The sequence below is a fragment of the Pseudoalteromonas sp. BSi20439 genome (assembly GCF_000241165.1).
Classification (GTDB): Bacteria; Pseudomonadota; Gammaproteobacteria; order Enterobacterales; family Alteromonadaceae; genus Pseudoalteromonas.
In genome coordinates this window covers 78,058-100,026 of record NZ_BADW01000047.1, presented here as the reverse complement: position 1 = coordinate 100,026, position 21,969 = coordinate 78,058, and the positions used below count along the sequence as shown (strand labels likewise).

Below are 21,969 nucleotides of genomic sequence, written 5' to 3'. Positions count from 1 at the left end.
AATCAGCAATCGTTTTAAAGTCGGGTGCCAACTTACCAAGTAGCCACATCAGTTCAATATTGCGTTGGCATTCGGTTTCTAATCGGCGGGATGATTGAATACGGTTGAGGTAACCATAAAGATAAAGCTTTAATAGTGTGGCTGGATGATACTTAGGGCGGCCTGTGGACTGTAAGGTTAATCCTTTAAACCCCAATTCAGCTAGATTTAGTTCCTCAATGAAAACATCAATTACTCTGACCGTATTATCTTCACTGACGTAGTCTTCCAACGATTCTGGAAATAACGTTGATTGGTTACGATCTTCACCGCTTATAAACTTTGACATATTGCCTCAACCCTCGACTGAATCAATAGTCTTATTATATAAATATCAGTATATTAAGTGAACTAAATGTATAGATTAATCGATCATAAGCAGCAGATACTTAGACCAAAAGGTGATCAGAGTTTTTACACAGTCTGTGCCATTAGCGGACACTCAATCTTGACACCAAGTGATCAAAAACCAATCGAATACGTTGTGGTACTGGACCACGTTGAGGGCGATAAATATATAAATCCCAAGGCACCGGCTCGACCTCTTCTAACACTCTCACAAGTTTCTCTTGGCGTAATAAGTCTTGGACCAAAAAGTCAGGAATTTGAGCAAAACCTAGTCCATTTTGTATAGCCATTAATTCAGCTTCGGTGTCGGCACTTCGAAAACGTGTTATGGATGGCGTCCACTGTCTGTCCATGGAAAAAACCCATGGCCAAAGCTTTCCCGTATTGCGATCTACTAACCCTGTAACCGGCAAGTGGTTTAGTTCTTCAATAGACGCAGGCCTTCCCACTCTATTTATTAAGTCAGGCGAAGCCACGACATACATATTAATTTTGGTGAGCTGGCGGGCAATAAATCGACTATCTCTCATGAAGCCGATACGAATCCCAATATCTATTTTTTCGTCAACTACATCCACGCGCTCGTCACTGAGTGTCAGGTCTATATCCAGTTGAGGATGTATTGTTGAAAGTTCCAGTAACACTGGCATTAAGCACTTATGACCAAAACCAACAGGCGCTGCGATACGAACACGCCCTTGTAATTCATTACCCGAGTTAGGGGCGCTTGTTTGAAACAATTCATCTACAGCGCGCAGGCGTTCTTTTGCTATCAAAGCAAATTTTTCTCCAACTAGGGTCACTTGTATGTGTCGAGTATTTCGATGAAATAAAAGCTCCCCTTGCAATCGCTCTAACTCCTTCACTGCTCGCGTCACTGCCTGAGGAGAAATTCCCAGACGGTTAGCCGCTTCTTTAAAGCTGCTAGACTCAGCAGCAGTACAAAATATCCGGAGCATTTCCAATCTGTTAAGCATCACAGTCACATTCAGGTTTGAAATGAATACATAAATATTATTCCAAAATATGGAATTGTGAAATTAAAATATTTCCATTTATTGATTTTTGAAGGTAAGAGATACTTTGCTTGTTATTTAGACAACGTCATTCAACTGATTTGAGGATATTAACTATGAGTAGTGTTTTAGCAAACAACATCAGCGGTAAGGTCGTTGTTATCACTGGTGGTAGCAGCGGTTTAGGCGAGACCACAGCAAGACATTTAGCCAGTCTTGGCGCATCTGTTGTTTTGGGTGCCCGACGCATCGACAAGCTTGAAGCTATTGCTGCTGACATACGCACAGCGGGTGGAAAAGTTGCGGTTCAAGCGACAGATGTGACTAGCCAGGACGAAGTGAAGGCCCTTGTAAATCTTGCACAAGAGCGCTTCGGTAAAGTTGATGTGGTTATCAATAATGCAGGGTTAATGGCGATTGCACCGTTAGCTGAGACTCGAGTTGACGAATGGGATCGCATGATTGACATCAACGTTAAAGGTCTGCTGTATGGAGTAGCCGCAGCGCTTCCGATCTTTCAGGCTCAGGGAACAGGCCACTTTATCAATATTTCTTCCGTAGCGGGTATCAAAGTATTCAGTCCCGGCGGCACGGTTTACAGCGGAACCAAATTCGCTGTTCGCGCTATTGCCGAAGGCTTACGCCATGAAGTTGGGGGTAAAATTCGTTCAACAATCATTTCACCGGGGGCAATCGAATCTGAATTAAAACATGGAAGTTCAGATACTCAGGGTGCAGCCTTTGTAAAAGATTTTTATCAGCAAAATGAAATTCCATCTGAATCTGTTGCTCGTGCTATCGCATACGCAATTGAGCAGCCTGCGGATGTGGATATCAACGAGATTGTTCTGCGCCCAACTGTTCAAGAGTTTTAATTCGTTTAATAAAAGACCGATTAACCAGCGGGTGATTTAACCACCCGCTGAATATTCAGTTTGTGAGGTTATTGATGACAACGTTAAACAGACAAATGCGTGCTTTGGTATTAGATAGCTATGAAGAGGGTACAGTATTCCGGGATGCCCTGATTAACTTACCCTCTCCATCAGCAGGTCAGGTGCAAGTAAAAATATTTGCAAGTGGAGTCAATCCTATTGATTACAAGATCCGCCAAGGTATCGCTCCTTATGCCATGCCGGAATTACCCGCAGTACTTGGCACCGATTTAGCTGGAGAAATTGTTGCTATCGGCGACGGCGTCACCGACTTTTCAGTAGGCGATGAAGTTTATGGTCTGACTGGCGGAGTGCGAGGATTGCAAGGATCATTGGCTGAATATGCCAACGTAGATGCTGATTTACTTGCTCTCAAACCGAAAAAATTGTCCATGCGTGAAGCTGCGGCTTTACCTCTGGTTGCACTTACTGCTTGGGAAGGTTTGGTTGACAAGGCGAATGTTAAAGCGGGCCAGAAAATCCTTATCCAAGGTGGAGCTGGCGGAGTTGGGCATTTAGCCGTGCAAATTGCTAAGGCTTTAGGTGCCGACGTTTATGCCACTGCATCGACTGGAAAACAACAGCTGCTCAAGGCGCTTGGTGCCACGCCAATTGATTATCACACTGCAAGCCCTGCTGACTACATGGACGCATACACCCAAGGCAAAGGATTCGATATCATTTACGACACTGTCGGTGGCTCTGCACTCGATGCCTCATTAGGTATCATTGCACATTACGGCCATATTTTAAGCTGTGCTGCATTCAGCTCACATAACCTCGCACCGTCGTCAATACGTTCTGCAACATTGTCAGGGATTTTTGTGTTACACCCACAGCTCAGCGGAGAGGGACGCAAACATCATGGTGACATTCTGCGGCAAATTACGGCTCTTGTTGAAGCTGGGCAAATTAAGCCACTACTCGATCCGTTACGCTTTTCCCTAGACACGGCAATGGATGCACATAATGCCGTAGAGTTGGGGTCCATGGGTAAAGTCGTTATTGATGTAATTGCTTAAAAAGTCATTATTGAGGATGCATATGAGCCCAAGAAAACTAATTCGAACTGTTCGTTTCCATGAATTAGGTGGTCCCGAGGTATTAACTATTGACTCGCTGGCGAGTCCAAGTTTGCAGGCCACTGATGTACGTATTGCGGTCAAAGTTGTTGGGCTCAATCGTGCTGATGCCATGTTTAGGCGAGGCCGCTATATAGAAAAGGCTGCCTTCCCTTCGCGAATCGGCTATGAAGCATCCGGGATAGTCATTGAAGTCGGGGAAGAGGTAAATCATTTACGCCTTGGAGAAGAGGTTTGTATTGTCCCTCAGATGGGGCTTTCTCAGAATGGCTGCTACGCAGAAGAGATTGTCGTACCAAGTGAATATGTGGCACTCAAACCAGCAGGGCTAACCTTTGCTGAAGGCGCAGCAGCTTGGATGCAGTACCTGACAGCTTATGGCGCTTTGGTCGAAATTGCTAACGTGCAAAAAGGCGATGCAGTACTGATAACCGCCGCATCGAGCAGTGTTGGATTGGCTGCGATTCAAATTGTGAATTCTCTAGGGGGTATCCCTATCGCTACAACTCAAACACGAGCTAAAAAGGCTGCTGTGCTCATGGCAGGCGCGGCCCATGTGATTGCAACTCAAGAAGAGCCGCTGCTGGATAGCTTGAGAAGCATCTTGGGAGAAAACAATTTAAAAATCGCATTTGATGCTGTCTGTGGGCCGCAGATAACTGAAATTGCTGAAGCAATGAGCCCTGAAGGAACAATAATAGTACACGGAGCATTAAGTCCCGAAACAACTCCTTTTCCCTTAAAAATAGCACTTCGTAAAAGTCTGACAGTTAGGGGGTATGTGTTTACTGAAGTTGTAAAAGACATCGAGCGCTTTCGCAGAGCAAAGCAATTTATCCACTCGGGTTTATCCGAAGGAACACTCAAGCCTGTCATTGATCGAAGCTTTAAATTTGAAGAGATAGTGGCAGCGCACCACTATCTGGAGTCAAATCAGCAGATTGGTAAAATAGTGGTCGAACTTGATTAACAGTTCGTGGCTTCCGCTAGTCTCTCAACTCAGTCAGTGACTGATAATAATTAGCGTGGGCTTTGTTGCGGAAATCGAATGAACTAAATCAGAATCTTACGATCAGATCAGGGACATTCATTCACTGACTTTGATTACATGCCGAAGCCTCGCTACAAAACCACTAACTGGCGCAAGTACAATATTTCAGGCGTGACAGATGCGGAAGTACTCCCAAATTTACTCAAACAAACACGCCGATCCATCAAGGAAATTTCGAGAGATGGCGCATACGATACAAGGGAGTGCCACAGGGCGATTAGGGTTAAGAAAGCGATACCTCTAATCCCTCCACGTGAAGGAGCCGCCTTCTGGGAAAAAGGTCATCCACGTAATCTGGCGGTTGGTTGCCAAAAGCTCTATGGTTCGAACAAAAAGTGGAAACGAAAATATGGTTACCACAGGCGTTCATTGTCGGAGACCGCTAAGTATCGCGCAAAACAACTACTAGGCGCTTCACTCACGCTTCGAAATTACAATGCACAAGTTGGGGAGACATACGCCATGATCAAAGCACTCAACAAGCTAACAGGGATAGGTATGCCCGAAACTCAGTATATCGTTTAAAATACAAACGATTTTGCTAGTATTCGCTCTCAAGTTGAATTCCGCAACAAAGCCGGTTGATTGCACGTGTTACGGAGATGCATCCCCATTATTACACGACAGTGGCTGATTTTGGTCGGGAATTTGCATGTTCAGTGGCGAGTAGCATGGCGGAATTTATTGGAAGGCTAGATAACCCAAGCAATGAGATTTGGACGATCAAACGGGACGATAAAATCCATCTGTTGCCATTGATGGTGAAGATCTTGGTCATAATCGAGCACATTTACGATGGTTCATTGCGGACGACTCTTTGAGAGGTTTCGGACTAGGTAAACAGCTTCTCAATTCTGCATTAGCTTTTGCCGATGCTCAGGGTTTCGTCCAAATCAACTTATGGACTTTCTCAGGGCTTAATGCAGCTCGATATCTTTACGAAAGTCAGGGCTTTGCATTGGTGGAAGAGAAACTAGGCTCAAAATGGGGTATAGAAGTCTTGGAGCAACGCTTCACCAGGTGCATATAAATGTGAATAAATATTTAAGGAGTCTCAATGACAGCTACAAAAGAAGAAGTTATCGCTTTCATGAAATCGGAGTTTCCACAAAGTAAATGCGTTGTGGAAGCAGTGAGCAACGGTAGAGCGACTGTATCTCATCATGTAGGTCAGGATGAATTACGTCCTGGCGGAACGGTTTCGGGGCCTGTTTTAATGAGTGTGGCTGATGTGGCACTTTATGTGGCGATACTTGGTAAAATTGGCATCGTGCCATTGGCAGTAACAACTAGCCTTAACATCAACTTCTTACGTAAGCCATCGGCAAATGAGCGAATCATTGCGGAATGTTCTCTGATAAAAGTCGGCCGTACTCTCGTGGTTGGGGAGGTTTCTCTGTACTCTGAGGGGGTGAGTGATTTAGTAGCACATGTTGTGGGTACATACTCTATACCGCCCTATACATCGAAACGAAGTGAGAATATTAAAACAATTAACTCTCTGAAAGCTTGACTCCGTTTAAAAGAAAAAAGGCAGTTATTTGAGGGGAAGATTAGTGGTTACCAATTGCCATCTTATATAAACGCCTACTTCAGGCCTGCAGCGGAGGCATTGCAGCAATTCGAGGCTAACAAACAAAGTCAGTCGGACAGCTAACGCTGTCGCTGCTTTGGGCGTAGAACGTTCGCCCCTTGTCTGAAGCGGACTTGCGCAAAAGTTATGTCCAACGTCCGCTAATCGCTCTTAGCTGCCTATTAAATGAAGTCCTAAGCTTTTATTTACGTCTTCTATTCGGCGCTCTTTGGCCTGTAATACGTTTTTTATCGCGATCTTTACGCGCTTTGTTGGTGTTTTTGCGGTTATCTTTAGGCGGCTTATTTAAGTCGGGTTCATAGCCTTCAAGCCATTGTGGGGCTAAACGCGTATCAAGCAGTACTTCAATTTCTTCAAGCAGCCATTGCTCATCTAAACTCACTAGCGACATAGCAAGGCCTTGCTCGCCAGCTCGTCCTGTACGGCCAATACGATGCACATAATCTTCAGCTATGTATGGCAATTCAAAGTTAATTACGTATTTAAGTGCCGGTATGTCTAAACCGCGCGCCGCTACATCGGTGGCCACTAATACACGCGTACTGCCTTCTTTGAAGTTATGAAGAGCTCGGTCGCGAGCTCCTTGCGATTTATCACCATGAATAGATTCGGTTTTTAAACCATCTTTACACATTTCTTTGGCAAGCTTATCGGCCATTTGTTTAGTGCGGGTGAATATAAGCACTTGGCGCCAGTTTTTCATGCCAATCATGTGCGATACCAGTTCGCGCTTTCTGTCTTCATCTACTGCGTAAATAACTTGTTCAACCTCTACAGCAGCAGAGTTGCGCTTATCAACTTCAATAAGTTCAGGGTCTTTGAGCAATTTTTTACTCAGCTCAAATACACTGTCATCAAAGGTGGCGGAAAACAGTAAGGTTTGACGATCGCCTGGGATATGACGCAGTATTCGTTTAATTTCGTCAATAAAACCCATATCAAGCATACGGTCTGCTTCATCAAATACTAACGAATCAACACTTGAAAGCACCACACTGCCCTTCACTATGTGATCAAGTAAGCGCCCTGGCGTTGCCACTATTACTTGCGCTGTTTTAAGTGCTTTGATTTGTGGGCCAATGCTTGCGCCACCATAGGCAAGTGCACCCTGAATATCACTACCAAGAGCATACTTTTCAAAGCTTGCAAATACTTGCTGAGCAAGTTCACGGGTGGGCGTTAAAATAACCACACGAGCAATGCCTGGTTCGTCTTTTTTAGAGCTGTTTAAAAGCTTATGTAATAGCGGCAAAACAAAAGCGGCTGTTTTACCGGTGCCAGTTTGAGCGCTGCCCATCACGTCTTTGCCCGCTAAAATTGGCGGTATCGTTTTGTGCTGAATGGCGGTAGGCGTAGTGTAATTATTTTGCTCTATTGCCGTTAATAGTAACGGGTCTAGGGCGAGTGATGAGAACGATGTGGCAGACATAAGCTTGGCTTTAAAATAACAAAGAACGCTATTATACCTGAGCTTAAGTAATAAAAAAGGCGCTAAATAGCGCCTAAGTAAAATGAAGTATTTAAACCGGTTTTAATGTGGCTTTACGTTCATTATAAAATGCAATTAAATCATCTACGGTGCTTTGACAGTATTCACGAATACCCGATACCACCATGTGTTTTTCACCAAAACCCACCTTTTCGCCGTTTTCTAATAAATTAAAGCGCAAGGTTATTTTGCCGCGTTTACCAGCGTATTCAAAGCTTGGCTCTGCAAACTCAAGGGTCGGTGATTTAATATCAATGTTATTAAGATTAATTATCATTGATTCATAAATAATCATAGGCCGCGCAGGATTTATCATTACCTCTTGCTTGCCCATTAAAGGAATAATTACATGCGGGAACGCAGCACCTGAGAACTCAACATAATTTTTTATTAAACTGTTTGTAAGTGTTGGGCATTTACTGGTTTTACCGTCGCGTTTAACCTTTAAAATTACTTTTTCACCATGGTTTACATCAAACTCTTCTCCAGGTTGTTCTGGAAAATTTAGCTTGGTGTTTTCATCAACCATACCGGCAAAGGTAAACTCCATTCGCTCACTAATGCCATAGCGGTCTAACACTAAAGAAAAAAGTAAGTCTCCTGGTGCGCAAAACTTTTTAGCGTCTTTATCATGAAGCGGGTTGTAGTCGTCGGCTACACATTTAGCAAAGCGACAACCTTGCTCACGAGAAATTGAAACATAATCAGCATGCTGCTGATAGTAAGGACTTAACATAGTGTGTTCACTGCTTAAACTGCTTATAACCTAGCTATACTACCAGAAAAAAAATCTTGAGAGGTCGAATCTGTTTAATAAAGGCGAAAAATGATAATTTGCAACTCGCTAATTAACTAAGTAAATTAGGCAAATACGAGTTTAAGGGATTAACTAATGAAGTATTTTTCTTTATTAATATGCGCGGTTTCATTTTTAACTGGCTGTAATAACGTTACTTACACAACCAATATCGACGACGAGGTTTTATCAGAACACGTTTCAAGCCACATTAAAAAACGTGGCCTAGAGCAGTTTTACAGTGTTCAGGACGCTCTCGATAGAGGTGCAAGCCCCCTTGGTGGAATAAAAGGCGAAAGCTGCGATGTTTCAGATGATACGCGAACATCCTCAATTAGCTATAACCGTTTGAAATCACAAGCTATAGAATCCCTTAAAAACAATGTGCTTTATTTAGGTGGCAATGCATTTACACTAGAGCAGTGCCAATCAGTATCCCGCTACAATTGTGATTTAGCCGTTATTTGTACCGGACAAGCCTATAATTATTAATAGCTCAAAATTATCTAATTGAGACTATAACGCTATGTAATTCGTTTTCTCTCATTTCCTCTATCAAACAACAAGCTGTATTTGCCAATGACTTTTTACTTTTTAGCTGCCGCTATTTTATGTGTTTTCCCGCAGTGTAAACTCACTGTATTTCGCCAACCATTATGGCAATACTTATTACTGCTAAGTGTTATTACTGCCTATTATCAACAATATATAAATTTAAACGCAGTTGCTGTTATAGCTGTTTATGTGGGATTGTTTCACTTTACGTTATTGGCAACCTCAGCGTTAAAACGTAATGTTCTAACGTCTTTATTTATAACAGCCTCACTCGGGTTAGCCTTACATTGGTTTGCGGGGTTTAATAACCTGCCTATCGTTGTTAATGAACAAGTCACCAGTAACGCAATTGCATTTACCCTGTATGCTAATTTTGATAAAGCATTTGCGGGTTTAATGCTGAGCGCTTATTTTTTTGAAAAAAATAAAACGGCAAAGCCAGTGACTATCGGCTACCCTGCTTTAATCATAATTATCACTATTTTAGCGGCGCTTATAACTGCTTTAACGTTAAACCTTGTTGAATTTGCGCCAAAAGTACCTGAATTTTGGTTACTATTTATAGCTATCAACCTACTTTTTACCTGCGTTGCAGAAGAGGCATTATTTAGGGGGGTGATACAAACTAAGCTTTCAAAACTAATAACCCCGAGCAGATTTGCATTACTGGCACCGGCTGTCAGTACTTGTGTATTTTCACTGGCACACTTTTCAGCGGGTACTCATTATATGCTTGTGACGGCCGTTGCAGGATTTGGTTATGGCTATATTTACTACAAAACAAGCCGATTAGAATGGGCCATTTTATGTCATTGGCTCGTTAACGTGTTTCATTTTTTCTTATTTACTTACCCTATGCTGGCAACTCCATCTTAAAACTACGGGTACAAAAAAGCCGCTTAAATAAAGCGGCTTTTGAATCTATATACGCGATTACGCACTTGGGTAATCGCGGTATGCGCGCTCTATTTTTTTAGCCTGCTTTTTAGAAATACCTAAATGGGCAAGCGCAACACGTAAACGTGCACGCGATAGGTCAGATCCTAAAATTTCCATTGCATCTAATACCGAGGTAGATGATGTTTTGCCGGTAATAGCCACAAATATAGGCTCTAAAAAATCTTTAATTTTAAGCTCGTGGAAGGTGGCTACTTCTTTTGCAATTGCAAAAATAGCTGGTTTTTCAAAGCTACGTAAGCCTTCTAGCTGCCATACAAAAAATTGTAATGCTTGGCGAATAACATCTTCGTCAGCTTTACCGGCTGTTAATAGCGCAGGATCGTAAGTCGGGATGCCGCCTACAAAGTGCCCTGCTAAATCAACCATGTCAGAGAGTGTATTTATACGCGTTTTAGCTTCTGGTAATACTTTAGCCAGCATGTCGCCATTAAATTTCCAGTCAACAAAACGCTGCATTAGCTCTGCATCAGTTAAGTTTTCACGGATCCACATACCGTTTAACCAGCTTAACTTGTCTACGTCGAATACTGGGCCACCTAGCGATACACGCTTCATGTCAAAGTGCTCAATCATCTCATTAAGGGTGAACTTTTCACGCTCATCAGGCATTGACCAACCCATACGGCCTAAGTAGTTAAGTACCGCTTCTGGTAAGTAACCCATTTCTTTATAGTAATTAATAGACGTTGGGTTTTTACGCTTAGACAGTTTTGATTTATCTGGATTACGCAGTAATGGTAAGTGACCTAGTACCGGTGCTTCCCAACCAAAATCTTCATATAGTTTTAATAACTTAGGCGCTGAGTTTATCCACTCTTCACCACGGAAAATATGGCTAATTTGCATATGGTGATCATCCACCACGTTAGCTAAAAAGTACGTTGGAAAACCATCCGCTTTTAATAGCACTTGCATGTCTACGTTTTCCCACGGGATCTCAATTTCGTCGCGTAGGTAATCGTTAAACTTAAAGGTACCTTCGCTTGGGATTTTCATACGTATAACGTACGGTTTACCAGCAGCTAGGTTTGCTTTAATTTCGTCTTCTGTATGGTTTAAGCCACGACCATCGTATTTAGGACGCAGACCTTCGGCCATTTGCTCTTCACGCATTTGGTCCAGCTCTTCGCTGGTTGCGAAACAGTAGAATGCTTTGCCGTCTTCAACTAACTGATGAGCGTATTTTTTATATAAATCACTGCGCTCAGATTGACGGTATGGACCAAACTCACCACCTACATCAGGACCATGATCCCACTCAAGGCCTAACCAGCGTAAGCTATCCATGATGGCTTGTTCAGATTCTGGTGTGCTGCGAACTTGGTCAGTATCTTCAATACGAAGTACAAATTCACCGCCTTGCTGTTTAGCAAAACAGTAGTTAAATAAGGCAATGTAAGCGGTGCCAAGATGCGGGTCACCAGTTGGCGACGGAGCAACACGGGTACGAATTGTCATGGTAATGTCTCTTTTAATAAGTGAGATGGTATGAAATACCAATAAATATTTTAAGCGGCTACTTTGTTTAAGTAAGCAATAATATCGTTTGATTCATAAAGCCATTTTACTTGGCCATCTTGCTCAATACGTAAACAAGGTACTTTAACTTTTCCGCCTTGCTCTAATAGCTCTTGGCGGTATTGCTCATCATTTTTTGCATCGCGTGTTTCAATTTTTAAGCCTTCACGCTTAATTGAACGGCGCACTTTTACACAAAAAGGGCATGCTTTGAATTGATAGAGCTTAAATTGTGCGGTTTGCTGATCAAGCTTAGTTTGCTCTTGCGGATCACGTTTTTTGCTACGCGGCGTAAAAACAAAATTAAAAAATAAGATGATACAACCTAAAACCCAGCGAACTAATTTCATCTTCAATACTCTTTACAACAAATTTAAGGTGCAAGATTTTAACACAAAAAAGCGCAACACTATAAGCGGATTATACGTTGCGCTATATCGTTAAAAAAGTGCTTAATTACAACACCACCATATCATCTCTGTGTAGCACTTCCACGCCGCTATCGTAATCAAGTAAATGGCTGATTTGATTAGAGTGTGCGCCTTTTATTTTATCGATTTCAAGATGACTAAAGCGAGTTAACCCCCGTGCAATAATTTGCTGGTTTACATCAATTAAGTTAATTAAATCTCCACGTTCAAACTCACCAATGGCGCGCGTAATGCCTTTAGCAAGTAAACTAGCCCCCTTAGATTGCAATGCATGCACGGCACCGGCATCAATTAAAATTTGGCCGCTACTTTTAGGCCCTGCTAATAACCATTTTTTTCGGCCATCTTTAGGGGCGGTAAGTTTTAAAAAACGGGTGCCTGGCAGTTGCTCGCTCATGCATTTTAAAATCACGTTTTCATCAGCGCCTTTGGCAATAATCACCTCAACTCCAGCTCTTCTGGCAATATCTGCTGCCTGTAGTTTGGTTGCCATACCCCCTGTGCCTAGATTTGTACCGCTGCCACCCGCAAGTTGGCGTAACTCATCATTAATATGAGTCACTTCGTCAATCAAGGTGGCGTTAATGTCGGTGCGCGGATCGCTGGTAAATAACCCTTGTTGGTCGGTCAGTAGCAGTAATTTGTCGGCATTGGCTAAAATAGCCACTAATGCCGACAAGTTATCGTTGTCACCTACTTTTATTTCGCTAGTAGCAACCGCGTCGTTTTCATTAATGATCGGCACTACATCATAATTTAATAAGGCATTGAGGGTATCGCGGGCATTTAAATAACGCTCTCTGTCGTCAACATCCGCGCGCGTTAGTAGCATTTGCCCCACGTTAACACCATACAACGCAAATAAACTTTGCCAAATATGAATGAGTTGCCCCTGTCCAATGGCGGCCAACATTTGTTTGTCTATTAATGTGCGCCCACAGGGTTTTAATAGCTGTTCGCGACCTGCGGCAACCGCACCGCTTGATACTAAAATAACGTGATGACCTTGCTTTTTTAGCTCACTGCATTGGCGAACAAGTTCCACCATATGTGCTTTGTCTAACTTATCGGTACCGCCAGTGAGTACGCTTGTACCTAGCTTTACAACTACGACCTGATCCCTTTGCATGTTTTTTACTTAGCGCAATAAATGATGCATTTATTTATACCAGTTCGGTATTTTTGAACAAGTAAAAAATATTCAATCACCCCCTCTGCATGCTAGGATCGCACTATATTCAACCGATTAAATTACACCTTATGCCTGCCAGTTTATGTTTAATTATTGCCACCTTTTTGTGGGGTAGCTCCTTTATTGCACTTAAATATGCGATTGCGATTTATGACCCTGCCTTGGTGATATTTTTACGTATGCTCACCACTTTACTGATTTCGTTATGTTTATGGCGTTACGTAATTCGCTTTGAATATTTAAAAGGCGATTGGAAGTATTTATTAGGTATGTCGCTGGCAGAGCCTTGCTTGTACTTTTTATTTGAAGGCCACGCAATGGAGTACACCTCAGCCTCTCAGGCGGGGGTTATTGTGTCTTGCTTACCTATTATTGTGGCATTTTTAGCGTTTTTCATGCTCAAAGAGCATATTAGTAAAGCTATTGTGGTGGGTTTTACGCTGTGTATTGGCGGCAGTATTTTATTGACCTTGCTCTCACCCAGCTCAAGCCAAGCCCCAAACCCATTACTGGGGAATTTTTTAGAATTAATGGCCATGGTGTGCGCGGCATTTTATACCGTGTGTATAAAACATTTAGCTAACCGCTATTCCCCTCTCACATTAATTGCTCTGCAAGGCGTGAGTGGTAGTTTGTTTTTTGCTCCGTTTTTATTATTTATTGACCTACCAAGCGAAAACCAACACGATTTAACCGCACTAATGAGCATTTTGTACTTAGGCTCTTGTGTTACTTTGGGTGGGTACGGCATGTACAACTACGCGATTAGTAAAGTGTCGGTGTTAACCGCAGCAGCTTATTCTAATTTAATCCCAATTTTCACTTTAATTTTGTCAGCCATTATTCTTAACGAAGTACTGACACTTGGCCAGTGGATCAGCATATTTGTGGTGTTTTTAGGCGTAATGATAAGCCAACGCCATCAAGAACTAGTGGTCGATATTCCTAACGCTACCTCGGGTGAGGATATTTCAGCCGACACTAACCATCTTAAATCGGTACCCGAGGCCAGCGAATCAAAAGGGTAACAGGTCAGTAAATACAGCCCTGCTTGATGCAAAAAATCGGTGTTGTACTGATTAATCACCTCAACATGTGTCACTGAATAATGCTGCACTTTGCCATTTTTAAGTTGTAGAGAAAATTGCTCCCCCACTTTAGCGTTTTTTAAAAACGCAAAGTGGGTATCGTTGTGGCCAGCAATAAGTGCTCCTTGCGAATTACCAACATCAGCCCCACCTAATTCCCCCGCAGCTAAAAAATGACTGGGCGCAAACGCTAAATTTCTACCACTTGCGCCATCGAGCACGGTTAGTCGTTTATTATGCTTTGGCCATATTATTTGTGCCACTGGGTAACTATCAGCATAAAACCACGGCTTAATTTTTTTATTGGGCGATTTAAGGGTCGTTTGCCAAGCTTGCTCTATTAACACTTGTGCAAGCCACGCCTTTGCCTGCATGTATACACCATGGCCAAACAAGCTCAGCCCCAAGGCTAGTAAACCTATGCTTAGCCACTTTTTCATTTACAGCGCCTCACTAACAAAAGACCACCTAGAAGCAATAATACTCCAAACACAATATGCACTTTGCTTTGCCCATCAGTTTGCGGCAAGCGCATGGTCATTCCTTGTGGCATAGCATTAGCCACTTGTGTGCTTTGTTTAGCAACTTCTTTTATGGTCGTCTCTTCTATAGCAATAAACGCAGTAAATAGGCTAAGTAATTGATGCTCAAGCGCGAGCTGCTGCACTTGCTGTTTTACAACACTTTGTTGGTTGTATAACAATAACGACTTTATTTTTTGACGTGCCCAAAGCTTATCAATTCCAGTGGCCTTTGAACTTGCTTGCGGATTAAGCTTAACCTTAAACTCCCCATGCGCCGTTTGCCCCGTAAAAGTAATTGCATCGGTATTATCTAATTTAATGGCCACCATAATGGGCTCAGCAAAATATAGGTCAGGCAAAGGTGAGGGCCAAAAATCTAAGCTGTCTCCATTTGTATTTGTCAACGCCAAATTAGTCATAGCCGGGTGAGCAAGTTTATCAAACAACTGCTGCATTTTCGGCTGCACATCATGAGCACTGCTTATAAAGGTGTAAGTTCCCTTGCCTATATCAGCGGCACGACGCATAAAATAACGGTTAGGCGCACTACCAATGCCCACAGTAAATAAACGGCTATCACCTAAGGTGTGCGCAATATGTTTAAATAATTGATCTTCGTTACTTACGCTACCATCGGTTAAAAATACAACTTGGCGTACAAACCCTTCAAATTGCATCCCATCGAGTACTGCATCAAGTGCGCCTTTTATTTCAGTTCCGCCATCGGCTTGTAAGTTATAAATAAAACGCTCTGCGCGACGTAAATTAAAGTCACTGGCAATTAATGGGGTTTCACTCATAGCTGCAACCTCATTATTAAAACTGACAATATTGAAGCTATCATCACTATCTAATAATGATAATGCGTAAAACAGCGCTTTTTTAGCTTGTTCAATAGACTGCCCATGCATAGATCCCGAAGTATCAACTACAAACACCATTTCACGCGGTAAACGCTGAGATTGAGTAAAACTATCGCTTGGCGGCATTAACATTGCTAACGCATACTGCTCACCATTTTGTGCTTGCTGAGTAAAAAGTGCAGCTTGCGCTTGCGCTATTTGTAGTGGCTTAAACTCAAGTACAAAGTCTCTATTTATGGCTTGCTGTGGTTTTAGCACAATGCTGTATTGCCCAAATGCAGGGTTTTCAATATTAACTTGATGGTACTTAGCGTTTATATCAACCAATTCTAAGCCTATATCCATGTTAATTGTTAAGCTTAAATCGCTGGCATTTGCCGCCTCATTGGTTTGTTTTGTGTAAACAGGGCTTAACCAACCCTGTGGAGTGAACGAAGGTGCATTAGCGTTTTTTATCGCATGCTTATCTTGATCATCGTTAACTTCCCCTGTTATTGCATGATAGCGTGGCGTAATTGTAGTTGGAAAATGAATCGCAAAGGTTCCGTGTTGGTAATCAATAATCTCTTGATACTCAAGCGTTATAACTATTTCTTCTCCTGGCCCTACATTTGCCACATTTGTAATAAACATATTTGCACGCTGCTGTCGCAACAATGAAGCTTGTTTGCCTGCTTTTTTGGCAGCTTGGTACTGTTTTTCAGCTTGGCGTTTTTTTGCTATTTTACCTTTAATAACTCGCTCGCCAATACGCATAGTCATTGCTTGCACGGCGCTTTCATCGGGTAAAGGAAATACATAACGTGCATTTACTGCAAAAGGATTTTCATTTATGTAGTGCTGCGTTACTACAACATGATTAATTAGCCCTGTTAGGGTCATTTTTGCATCGCTTTTTAAAATAACCCCAGGGTTAACCGCCACTCCTTGGCTATCAAACAAAGATAGTTTTGGCGACTGTGCATGGCTTTTAAAGCTGGCCAAAAGCACGATAATAATAAAAATAAAAAGGCTTACCTTGGTAAGCACTTTGGTGGGTTTACTCAACATAAATCACTCCATCGAACGCCTTGCGATTAATTGCTTGCTGTTTGATCAGTCGTTTGATTAAGCGCACGGGTAGTGAGAGTAACGCGCCTGTCAAAAAAGTTATCTTCAAGGGTGTTACTGTTTGCTATGCTTTGTTGCTCGCCAAACGCTTGTGTGCTCAAACGTGTATGGCTTACTCCCTGTTTAATTAAGTAACTTTGTACGGCGTTTACTCTGGCTTTTGAAAGTAATAAGTTCGCTTGCTCTGCACCGCGCTGATCGGCAAAGCCACTTAAATCGAGTGCGAGTTGCGGTTGGCTTTTTAATAACGCTACCAATTGATCAAGCTGCTTGGCAAAATGTGGAGCAATATCGCTAGAGCCTGTTTTAAATTGCACCGTCATCGCCAATAAATTATTAAGCTGCGATTGAGTTAATTGCTCATTTTGTTGCGCCAGTAGTTCAAGTTGCGCCTCTAGGTGACTGTTATGATTAAGTACGTGCTGGTAGTCGTTGGTTTTCTCTGCCATTACAGTTAAAGCTTGCTGCTGCTCAGCAATGGTTTGCTCAGCCACCTTGGCATCGCCAATCAAACCACCAGCAAATGCGCCTACAAACGCGCCGATTGGCCCACCAACAACACCACCAATAATGGCACCGGTGCTCAGGCCAACAATTGTTTCTTTTTTTGCTTCTTTTGATGGGGTATCCGCAGCAAATACTGGCGTACAAAAAGTGCTAACAAGTGTGAGTGCGATTAATGTTTTCTTCATGGTCTATTCCTTACTATTAATAATGGTTGGCAAGCTATTGGTTGGCACTTGCGTTGTATTGGTAATTTCAATAGCTGTATTAAAACACCATGAAGTGGCAATAAAGGGGAGTAAAAATGGCAAACTGCTGAGCAATTGTGGCAAAAAAATGGCAATTGTGTTTTTAACCGTACTTAGCGCAAAAACTTCGCTATAGTGCGCCTAAGTCAATATGAGTAATTAAAAAATGAAAAAAATAGCTATCGTTGAAGATGAAACTGCCATTCGCGAAAACTACATAGAAATGCTAAGCGCTCAAGGCTATCAGGTAAGTGGTTATGAAAACCGCCCTCAAGCAGAAGTAGCTTTTAAAGAAGCACTCCCCGATTTAGCCATTGTTGATATTGGCTTAGGCCATGAAATAGATGGCGGCTTTTTACTGTGCCAAACACTGCGTTCACTTTCTAAAACCTTACCAATTATTTTTTTAACCGCTCGCGACAGCGAAATAGACACCGTATGCGGCCTGCGCATGGGCGCCGATGACTACTTAACCAAAGATATTAGCTTAGCGCATTTAGCCGCGCGTATTGGTGCGCTATTTCGCCGCATGGAAGCATTAGAGCAACCCGCCGATGCCAACGCATTAATAATTCGCGGTCAACTAACACTCGACACGCAACGCATGCAGGTGCTTTGGCAGCAACAGTTGGTTGATTTAACCGTAACTGAGTTTTGGATGCTGCATTCACTCGCCCAACGACCTGGCCACGTTAAAAGCCGTAATGAGTTAATGAGCGATGCTAAAATTTATGTAGACGACAGTACCATTACCTCTCATGTAAAACGCATTCGTAAAAAGTTTATAGCACTCGATAGCCAGTTTGACTGCATTGATACCGTGTATGGCATGGGTTACAGGTGGGAGCAACCCACATGCTGAGATTTGGCCTACGCAGTAAATTTATTTTACTTTCGTGCTTTTTGTTTTTGTTGCCATGGTTAGGCTACGAGTACGTATGGGAAATGGAAAAGTTTTTACGCCAAGGCCAAGAAAAAACGCTAGTAGGTACTACACGCGCACTGGCAACGGCCCTGCACGAACGCCCCGCTTTATTTGACGAACAAACCAACTTTTTAGATCAAGTGGTAAAAGGTCGCGATCTCTATGCTTATAATTTAAAAAGCCCGATTCAGCTCGATGGCAAACTCAACGACTGGGACGCTTATCAATCGCTGTTTTGGCTTTATGACAAACGCTACTTACAAACAGCCAATGATAACCATCAACTAAACAACTTATCATTTAGCCACATGGTAGGTAAGTTTGATAATTACTTATATGCTGTATTTAAAGTCACAGATGACACTGTAATTTACCGTGCTAAAAATAGCCTCAGCATTACCAATAACGATTACATAAAAATTGGCCTAAAAAACCCTGATGGGCAATTTAATACTTATATTATTGCTCCGCGCCAAGATGGCTGGGTCAACGCATTTGATGCCAATAGTAAAATGCCTTTTACTAAAATTCAGGGTTTCTTTAAACAAACTGAAACAGGTTACAACCTTGAGCTGCGCTTTCCTTTGAGTATGCTTGGCAATAAACTAGGATTTGCCATTGCCGATGTTGATAGTAAACAACCAAACCAACCCCCTAGTATTATGTCTACATCGAACTTAAATAACCCGAATGATTTAGGCTCGGTACTGGTGCCCTCCCCTGAGATAAACCGTATATTAAAAGGCATGGGCCACAGCGGCAGTCGCATTTGGGTGGTCGATAATCATCACCGTGTTTTAGCGCAATCGGGCAGTATTCAAAATGCCGATGGCGTATGGGCTGATGGGCTAAAAAATCAAGCGCCAAAAACCGCATGGCAACGCTTTGAACAAACCTATTTGCATCCTTTGTACTATAAAATTTTAACCCGTCCCGAAGATGAGTTTATAGACACCCTACACGATGTCGCCTCAATGCAAGGCACTCATTTAGCCAAAGCACTCAAAGGCCAACCCGCATCGTCGTGGCGACTCACCCCCGACAATAAAGCGGTGATTTTATCGGCCGCGTATCCTATTTGGATTGAGGATAAAGTTATTGGGGCAGTTATAGCTGAAGAAACCACCAATGGCGTGCGTACACTGCGTAATAAATCGCTGGAAAAGCTATTTAATGTAATTTTAGCGGTCATGTTAATTGGCACAGTCACTTTGTTCTTTTTTGCTTCGCGTATATCGAGCCGTATTAGGCGACTACGAGATACAGCAGAGCAAGCCATTGATGCGCAAGGACGAGTAACGGGCCATATAAATTACAGCGATGCCAATGACGAAATTGGCGATCTGTCGCGTAGCTTTTCAAATATAGTGAGCCGACTTGGTGGCTATACCGATTATTTAGAAAATATGTCGTCGCGCTTATCTCACGAGCTGCGCACACCGGTTGCGGTTGTCCGTTCATCTCTTGAAAACTTACAAAGCTTGCAGCAAAGTGAACTGAGTCAAAAATACCTTGAACGTGCCAGCGAAGGGGTTGAGCGCTTAGGAAAAATAATTACCACCATGAGCGAGGCTACCCGCCTTGAGCAAAGTATTCAAAGTAATGAGCCAGAGCAGTTTGATTTACAAAAAGTAATTAGTGGCTGTATGCAGGGCTACCAGCTTACTTATCCTAACCAGTTATTTACACTCAACATTTGCCAAAGCACACTGTTGATGCAAGGTGCCCCTGAATTTATAGCGCAACTGCTCGATAAGCTAATTAATAATGCCTTGGAATTTAGTGAAGCTAACACTGCAATTGAAGTCAGCCTTAAGCAAAATGAAAGCAAAGCAACATTAACGGTAAGTAATACAGGTACTTTATTGCCTGAGGGACTTACTGAACATATTTTTGATTCTATGGTATCGGTGCGCAGCCAACAAATGCAGCAACAACCGCATTTAGGTTTAGGGCTTTATATTGTAAGACTGGTGTGTGATTACCACAAAGGCACAGTAACGGCGCACAATAATGAGCAAGGTAATGGGGTGGTATTTACTGTGAGCTTGCCTTTGAGTAATTAAATAAAGCGGTTTAGCTATAAATCGCTTGCTCGTAAAGTCTGTCAGTTACAATTTAAGTTATGCACAAATGTAACTATTCACTTTTAATTCATTCGTTCAATCTTAAGGTAACGGTTATTCTCTAGGAGGAAAAACTATGAACGAATTATTAGAACGTGAAGAAATAGAATTTATTCTTGATTTATATCGCCCAAATACAGCGAATGAACAATCACCAGCAAGCGCTCTAAAAAGAGCAAAAGCTTCTACAAAGCATGCGATGCAGGCAAGGGCTTAACCCCCGCCCCATTAGTTAAGCTGTAAAAACGCTTTAATGCAATCTATTTCAGCTTGTTTTACTGTCTCGCCTATTTCAGGGCCTTTTTTGCCGCTTTTAAGCGCGTCTTGCACTATCTGTTTTTTATCCATTTTTTGTAGTTCGTTGTGAATAGCACGTAATTTAGCGGCTTGTGGATAGGGCTTATCCACCAGCGTTTCGCCTCGTCCTTGTGCATCACACTGGCAGGCTTGAGTAAAAGCAATAAAACGCTCTGGATGCACTAGCGCATTTAAATTAGTGACGATTAATTTATGAATAGTTTGCGGTCTTAACTGTTCAAGCGTGTGACAAAGGGTATGGTTATCACTGGTAAGCACGCCTATATCACGAAAGCGATTAGGCACTTTTAAACGTTCACAAAAGGCCTCAACTACAGCAACCCCTTCACGTTCATGGCCGCGTAAATTACCGCGTTTTTTATAGCTTAGCGCTTTACCAAAGTCATGGGTTAAAGCAGCAAAACGTGTTTCTAGGTTGAAGCCTAAATCGGCTGCTCGTCTAAGCACTAGCATAGTATGGACAAACACATCGCCCTCGGGATGATGATTTGCCGGCTGCGGGGTATTTTTCATCTGTTCTATTTCAGGAAAAATACCTAACCCATCTAATGCTTGAAAATAAAGCTCGGGGTGTTTTTCGCCAAGCGCTTTTTCTGTTTCAAGCCAAACTCGCTCAGGCACTAAATGTTCCAGCTCGCCTTTATTTTTAAGCTCATGCATTAATGCAGTAGTACTTGGATGAATAGACCAGTCGCTACCATAACGCGCTAAAAAGCGAGCAATACGCAATACCCGAACAGGGTCTTCTACAAATGCGTGGGTGGTGTGACGCAGTATTTTATTTTTTAAATCAGCTTGACCATTAAATGGATCAATAATAGTGCCGTTTTCGTCAAGTGCCATAGAGTTTATGGTTAAATCTCGGCGTGCTAAGTCTTCTTCAAGGGTTACGTTTGGGCTCGCATCCACCACAAAGCCGGTATAACCTTTACCACTTTTACGCTCAGTACGCCCTAGTGCATATTCTTCTTTAGTGTTTGGGTGCAAGTAAACCGGAAAATCGCTGCCAATGGGTAAAAACCCAAGCGCTTCCATAACCTCTGGCGTTTCACCAATAACAACGTAATCGTTATCTTTTGATTGTATGTTTAGCAGTTTATCTCGCACTGCTCCGCCAACTAGGTAAACTTGCTTTAAGCTTTGTTGCACTTTATCCCCAACCACTACTTTTAAGGTTTTCTTTGATGTTAATCATACCTAATAGTCATTAAAAAATCTGTGTTGTTTGCCAAGCTTTATTAAGCTCATTACAATGAC

General features: G+C 42.4%; 22 protein-coding genes and 1 pseudogene. 12 read left to right on the top strand and 11 right to left on the bottom strand.

The features are described from left to right. Positions 1 to 328 (bottom strand): transposase (locus tag P20439_RS04470; RefSeq protein WP_036932899.1); only part of this gene is annotated, 328 nt, incomplete at its 3' end. A 142-nt stretch (positions 329 to 470) separates the two neighbouring features. Continuing rightward, positions 471 to 1,364, bottom strand: a complete 894-nt coding sequence (locus P20439_RS04465; protein WP_008464872.1) for a LysR family transcriptional regulator — start codon at positions 1,362 to 1,364, stop codon at positions 471 to 473. A gap of 155 nt (positions 1,365 to 1,519) precedes the next feature. Between P20439_RS04465 and P20439_RS04460 the strand changes: the two genes are divergently transcribed. The 6 genes and pseudogenes from P20439_RS04460 (at position 1,520) to P20439_RS04435 (ending at position 5,984) form a co-directional block, all read left to right on the top strand. Continuing rightward, positions 1,520 to 2,278 (top strand): SDR family oxidoreductase, encoded by a 759-nt coding sequence (locus P20439_RS04460; RefSeq protein ID WP_008111098.1) that lies wholly within the window; start codon positions 1,520 to 1,522, stop codon positions 2,276 to 2,278. 74 nt (positions 2,279 to 2,352) lie between these two features. Then, positions 2,353 to 3,360, top strand: coding sequence for a zinc-dependent alcohol dehydrogenase family protein (locus tag P20439_RS04455; RefSeq protein ID WP_008464869.1), 1,008 nt, complete (start codon positions 2,353 to 2,355; stop codon positions 3,358 to 3,360). Positions 3,361 to 3,382: 22 nt separating this feature from the next. Further along, complete coding sequence (locus P20439_RS04450; protein WP_008464867.1) at positions 3,383 to 4,390, top strand: zinc-dependent alcohol dehydrogenase family protein; 1,008 nt, start codon at positions 3,383 to 3,385, stop codon at positions 4,388 to 4,390. A gap of 180 nt (positions 4,391 to 4,570) precedes the next feature. Further along, a pseudogene (locus tag P20439_RS04445) lies at positions 4,571 to 4,996 on the top strand (IS5 family transposase); the annotation flags it as partial. Positions 4,997 to 5,225: 229 nt separating this feature from the next. Beyond that, positions 5,226 to 5,501, top strand: coding sequence for a GNAT family N-acetyltransferase (locus P20439_RS19185; RefSeq protein ID WP_367318014.1), 276 nt, complete (start codon positions 5,226 to 5,228; stop codon positions 5,499 to 5,501). Between the two features lie 27 nt (positions 5,502 to 5,528). Then, complete coding sequence (locus tag P20439_RS04435) at positions 5,529 to 5,984, top strand: PaaI family thioesterase (protein ID WP_008464865.1); 456 nt, start codon at positions 5,529 to 5,531, stop codon at positions 5,982 to 5,984. Positions 5,985 to 6,246: 262 nt separating this feature from the next. Here P20439_RS04435 and P20439_RS04430 read toward each other — a convergent pair whose 3' ends face one another. After that, positions 6,247 to 7,494, bottom strand: coding sequence for a DEAD/DEAH box helicase (locus P20439_RS04430; protein WP_008111103.1), 1,248 nt, complete (start codon positions 7,492 to 7,494; stop codon positions 6,247 to 6,249). 91 nt (positions 7,495 to 7,585) lie between these two features. Next, on the bottom strand, positions 7,586 to 8,290 hold the full coding sequence (locus P20439_RS04425; protein ID WP_008111105.1) for a DUF3581 domain-containing protein: 705 nt from the start codon (positions 8,288 to 8,290) through the stop codon (positions 7,586 to 7,588). 156 nt (positions 8,291 to 8,446) lie between these two features. Here P20439_RS04425 and P20439_RS04420 point away from each other — a divergent pair, with 156 nt between their 5' ends. Next, on the top strand, positions 8,447 to 8,842 hold the full coding sequence (locus P20439_RS04420; protein ID WP_008111107.1) for a hypothetical protein: 396 nt from the start codon (positions 8,447 to 8,449) through the stop codon (positions 8,840 to 8,842). Between the two features lie 87 nt (positions 8,843 to 8,929). Continuing rightward, the gene (locus P20439_RS04415; protein ID WP_008111108.1) at positions 8,930 to 9,781 is read left to right on the top strand and encodes a CPBP family intramembrane glutamic endopeptidase; all 852 of its coding nucleotides are present in this window, start codon (positions 8,930 to 8,932) and stop codon (positions 9,779 to 9,781) included. A 57-nt stretch (positions 9,782 to 9,838) separates the two neighbouring features. Here the strand turns inward: P20439_RS04415 and gltX are convergent, their stop codons facing one another. The 3 genes from gltX to proB all read right to left on the bottom strand — a co-directional run bounded on the left by gltX (position 9,839) and on the right by proB (position 12,943). After that, positions 9,839 to 11,323: a glutamate--tRNA ligase gene (gene gltX, locus P20439_RS04410; protein ID WP_008111109.1), complete on the bottom strand. Its 1,485-nt coding sequence runs from the start codon at positions 11,321 to 11,323 to the stop codon at positions 9,839 to 9,841. Positions 11,324 to 11,373: 50 nt separating this feature from the next. Then, on the bottom strand, positions 11,374 to 11,733 hold the full coding sequence (locus P20439_RS04405) for a glutathione S-transferase N-terminal domain-containing protein (protein ID WP_008111110.1): 360 nt from the start codon (positions 11,731 to 11,733) through the stop codon (positions 11,374 to 11,376). Between the two features lie 106 nt (positions 11,734 to 11,839). After that, positions 11,840 to 12,943 (bottom strand): glutamate 5-kinase, encoded by a 1,104-nt coding sequence (gene proB / locus P20439_RS04400; protein WP_008111111.1) that lies wholly within the window; start codon positions 12,941 to 12,943, stop codon positions 11,840 to 11,842. 131 nt (positions 12,944 to 13,074) lie between these two features. On the opposite strand from proB, the gene P20439_RS04395 reads away from it, so the two are divergent. Then, positions 13,075 to 14,034: a DMT family transporter gene (locus tag P20439_RS04395; protein ID WP_008464863.1), complete on the top strand. Its 960-nt coding sequence runs from the start codon at positions 13,075 to 13,077 to the stop codon at positions 14,032 to 14,034. Here P20439_RS04395 and P20439_RS04390 read toward each other — a convergent pair. Genes P20439_RS04390 through pdsO form a run of 3 tightly spaced genes read right to left on the bottom strand, consistent with a single transcriptional unit; the run spans position 13,929 to position 17,283 of the window. After that, complete coding sequence (locus P20439_RS04390) at positions 13,929 to 14,534, bottom strand: class GN sortase (RefSeq protein WP_036932892.1); 606 nt, start codon at positions 14,532 to 14,534, stop codon at positions 13,929 to 13,931. The two genes, P20439_RS04395 and P20439_RS04390, sit on opposite strands and share 106 nt — an antisense overlap. Next, positions 14,531 to 16,531, bottom strand: a complete 2,001-nt coding sequence (locus tag P20439_RS04385) for a marine proteobacterial sortase target protein (RefSeq protein ID WP_008111113.1) — start codon at positions 16,529 to 16,531, stop codon at positions 14,531 to 14,533. Before P20439_RS04385 ends, P20439_RS04390 begins: the two co-directional genes overlap by 4 nt. Before the next feature lie 26 nt (positions 16,532 to 16,557). Further along, on the bottom strand, positions 16,558 to 17,283 hold the full coding sequence (gene pdsO, locus P20439_RS04380; RefSeq protein WP_008111114.1) for a sortase-associated OmpA-like protein PdsO: 726 nt from the start codon (positions 17,281 to 17,283) through the stop codon (positions 16,558 to 16,560). A gap of 226 nt (positions 17,284 to 17,509) precedes the next feature. Here pdsO and pdsR point away from each other — a divergent pair, with 226 nt between their 5' ends. The 3 genes from pdsR to P20439_RS18660 all read left to right on the top strand — a co-directional run bounded on the left by pdsR (position 17,510) and on the right by P20439_RS18660 (position 20,611). After that, positions 17,510 to 18,205, top strand: a complete 696-nt coding sequence (pdsR, locus tag P20439_RS04375) for a proteobacterial dedicated sortase system response regulator (protein ID WP_008111124.1) — start codon at positions 17,510 to 17,512, stop codon at positions 18,203 to 18,205. Continuing rightward, the gene (gene pdsS / locus P20439_RS04370; protein ID WP_008111126.1) at positions 18,199 to 20,334 is read left to right on the top strand and encodes a proteobacterial dedicated sortase system histidine kinase; all 2,136 of its coding nucleotides are present in this window, start codon (positions 18,199 to 18,201) and stop codon (positions 20,332 to 20,334) included. Before pdsR ends, pdsS begins: the two co-directional genes overlap by 7 nt. 136 nt (positions 20,335 to 20,470) lie before the next feature. After that, positions 20,471 to 20,611 carry a hypothetical protein gene (locus P20439_RS18660; protein ID WP_008111127.1) on the top strand — a complete coding sequence of 47 codons (141 nt, stop codon included), beginning with the start codon at positions 20,471 to 20,473 and terminating at the stop codon, positions 20,609 to 20,611. 11 nt (positions 20,612 to 20,622) lie between these two features. Here P20439_RS18660 and P20439_RS04365 read toward each other — a convergent pair whose 3' ends face one another. Then, positions 20,623 to 21,861, bottom strand: a complete 1,239-nt coding sequence (locus P20439_RS04365) for a multifunctional CCA addition/repair protein (protein WP_008111129.1) — start codon at positions 21,859 to 21,861, stop codon at positions 20,623 to 20,625. Positions 21,862 to 21,969 lie beyond the last annotated feature (108 nt).

Excerpts from the sequence above, each read along its gene's own strand:
- P20439_RS04450 (WP_008464867.1), top strand. The coding sequence starts at position 3,383 with ATGAGCCCAAGAAAACTAATTCGAACTGTTCGTTTCCATGAATTAGGT.
- P20439_RS04430 (WP_008111103.1), bottom strand. The coding sequence starts at position 7,494 with ATGTCTGCCACATCGTTCTCATCACTCGCCCTAGACCCGTTACTATTA.
- P20439_RS04465 (WP_008464872.1), bottom strand. The coding sequence starts at position 1,364 with ATGCTTAACAGATTGGAAATGCTCCGGATATTTTGTACTGCTGCTGAG.
- P20439_RS04415 (WP_008111108.1), top strand. The coding sequence starts at position 8,930 with ATGACTTTTTACTTTTTAGCTGCCGCTATTTTATGTGTTTTCCCGCAG.
- P20439_RS04395 (WP_008464863.1), top strand. The coding sequence starts at position 13,075 with ATGCCTGCCAGTTTATGTTTAATTATTGCCACCTTTTTGTGGGGTAGC.
- pdsO (WP_008111114.1), bottom strand. The coding sequence starts at position 17,283 with ATGAAGAAAACATTAATCGCACTCACACTTGTTAGCACTTTTTGTACG.
- pdsR (WP_008111124.1), top strand. The coding sequence starts at position 17,510 with ATGAAAAAAATAGCTATCGTTGAAGATGAAACTGCCATTCGCGAAAAC.
- P20439_RS04435 (WP_008464865.1), top strand. The coding sequence starts at position 5,529 with ATGACAGCTACAAAAGAAGAAGTTATCGCTTTCATGAAATCGGAGTTT.
- P20439_RS04385 (WP_008111113.1), bottom strand. The coding sequence starts at position 16,531 with ATGTTGAGTAAACCCACCAAAGTGCTTACCAAGGTAAGCCTTTTTATT.
- P20439_RS04420 (WP_008111107.1), top strand. The coding sequence starts at position 8,447 with ATGAAGTATTTTTCTTTATTAATATGCGCGGTTTCATTTTTAACTGGC.
- P20439_RS04455 (WP_008464869.1), top strand. The coding sequence starts at position 2,353 with ATGACAACGTTAAACAGACAAATGCGTGCTTTGGTATTAGATAGCTAT.
- pdsS (WP_008111126.1), top strand. The coding sequence starts at position 18,199 with ATGCTGAGATTTGGCCTACGCAGTAAATTTATTTTACTTTCGTGCTTT.
- P20439_RS04425 (WP_008111105.1), bottom strand. The coding sequence starts at position 8,290 with ATGTTAAGTCCTTACTATCAGCAGCATGCTGATTATGTTTCAATTTCT.
- gltX (WP_008111109.1), bottom strand. The coding sequence starts at position 11,323 with ATGACAATTCGTACCCGTGTTGCTCCGTCGCCAACTGGTGACCCGCAT.
- proB (WP_008111111.1), bottom strand. The coding sequence starts at position 12,943 with ATGCAAAGGGATCAGGTCGTAGTTGTAAAGCTAGGTACAAGCGTACTC.
- P20439_RS04405 (WP_008111110.1), bottom strand. The coding sequence starts at position 11,733 with ATGAAATTAGTTCGCTGGGTTTTAGGTTGTATCATCTTATTTTTTAAT.
- P20439_RS18660 (WP_008111127.1), top strand. The coding sequence starts at position 20,471 with ATGAACGAATTATTAGAACGTGAAGAAATAGAATTTATTCTTGATTTA.
- P20439_RS04390 (WP_036932892.1), bottom strand. The coding sequence starts at position 14,534 with ATGAAAAAGTGGCTAAGCATAGGTTTACTAGCCTTGGGGCTGAGCTTG.
- P20439_RS04460 (WP_008111098.1), top strand. The coding sequence starts at position 1,520 with ATGAGTAGTGTTTTAGCAAACAACATCAGCGGTAAGGTCGTTGTTATC.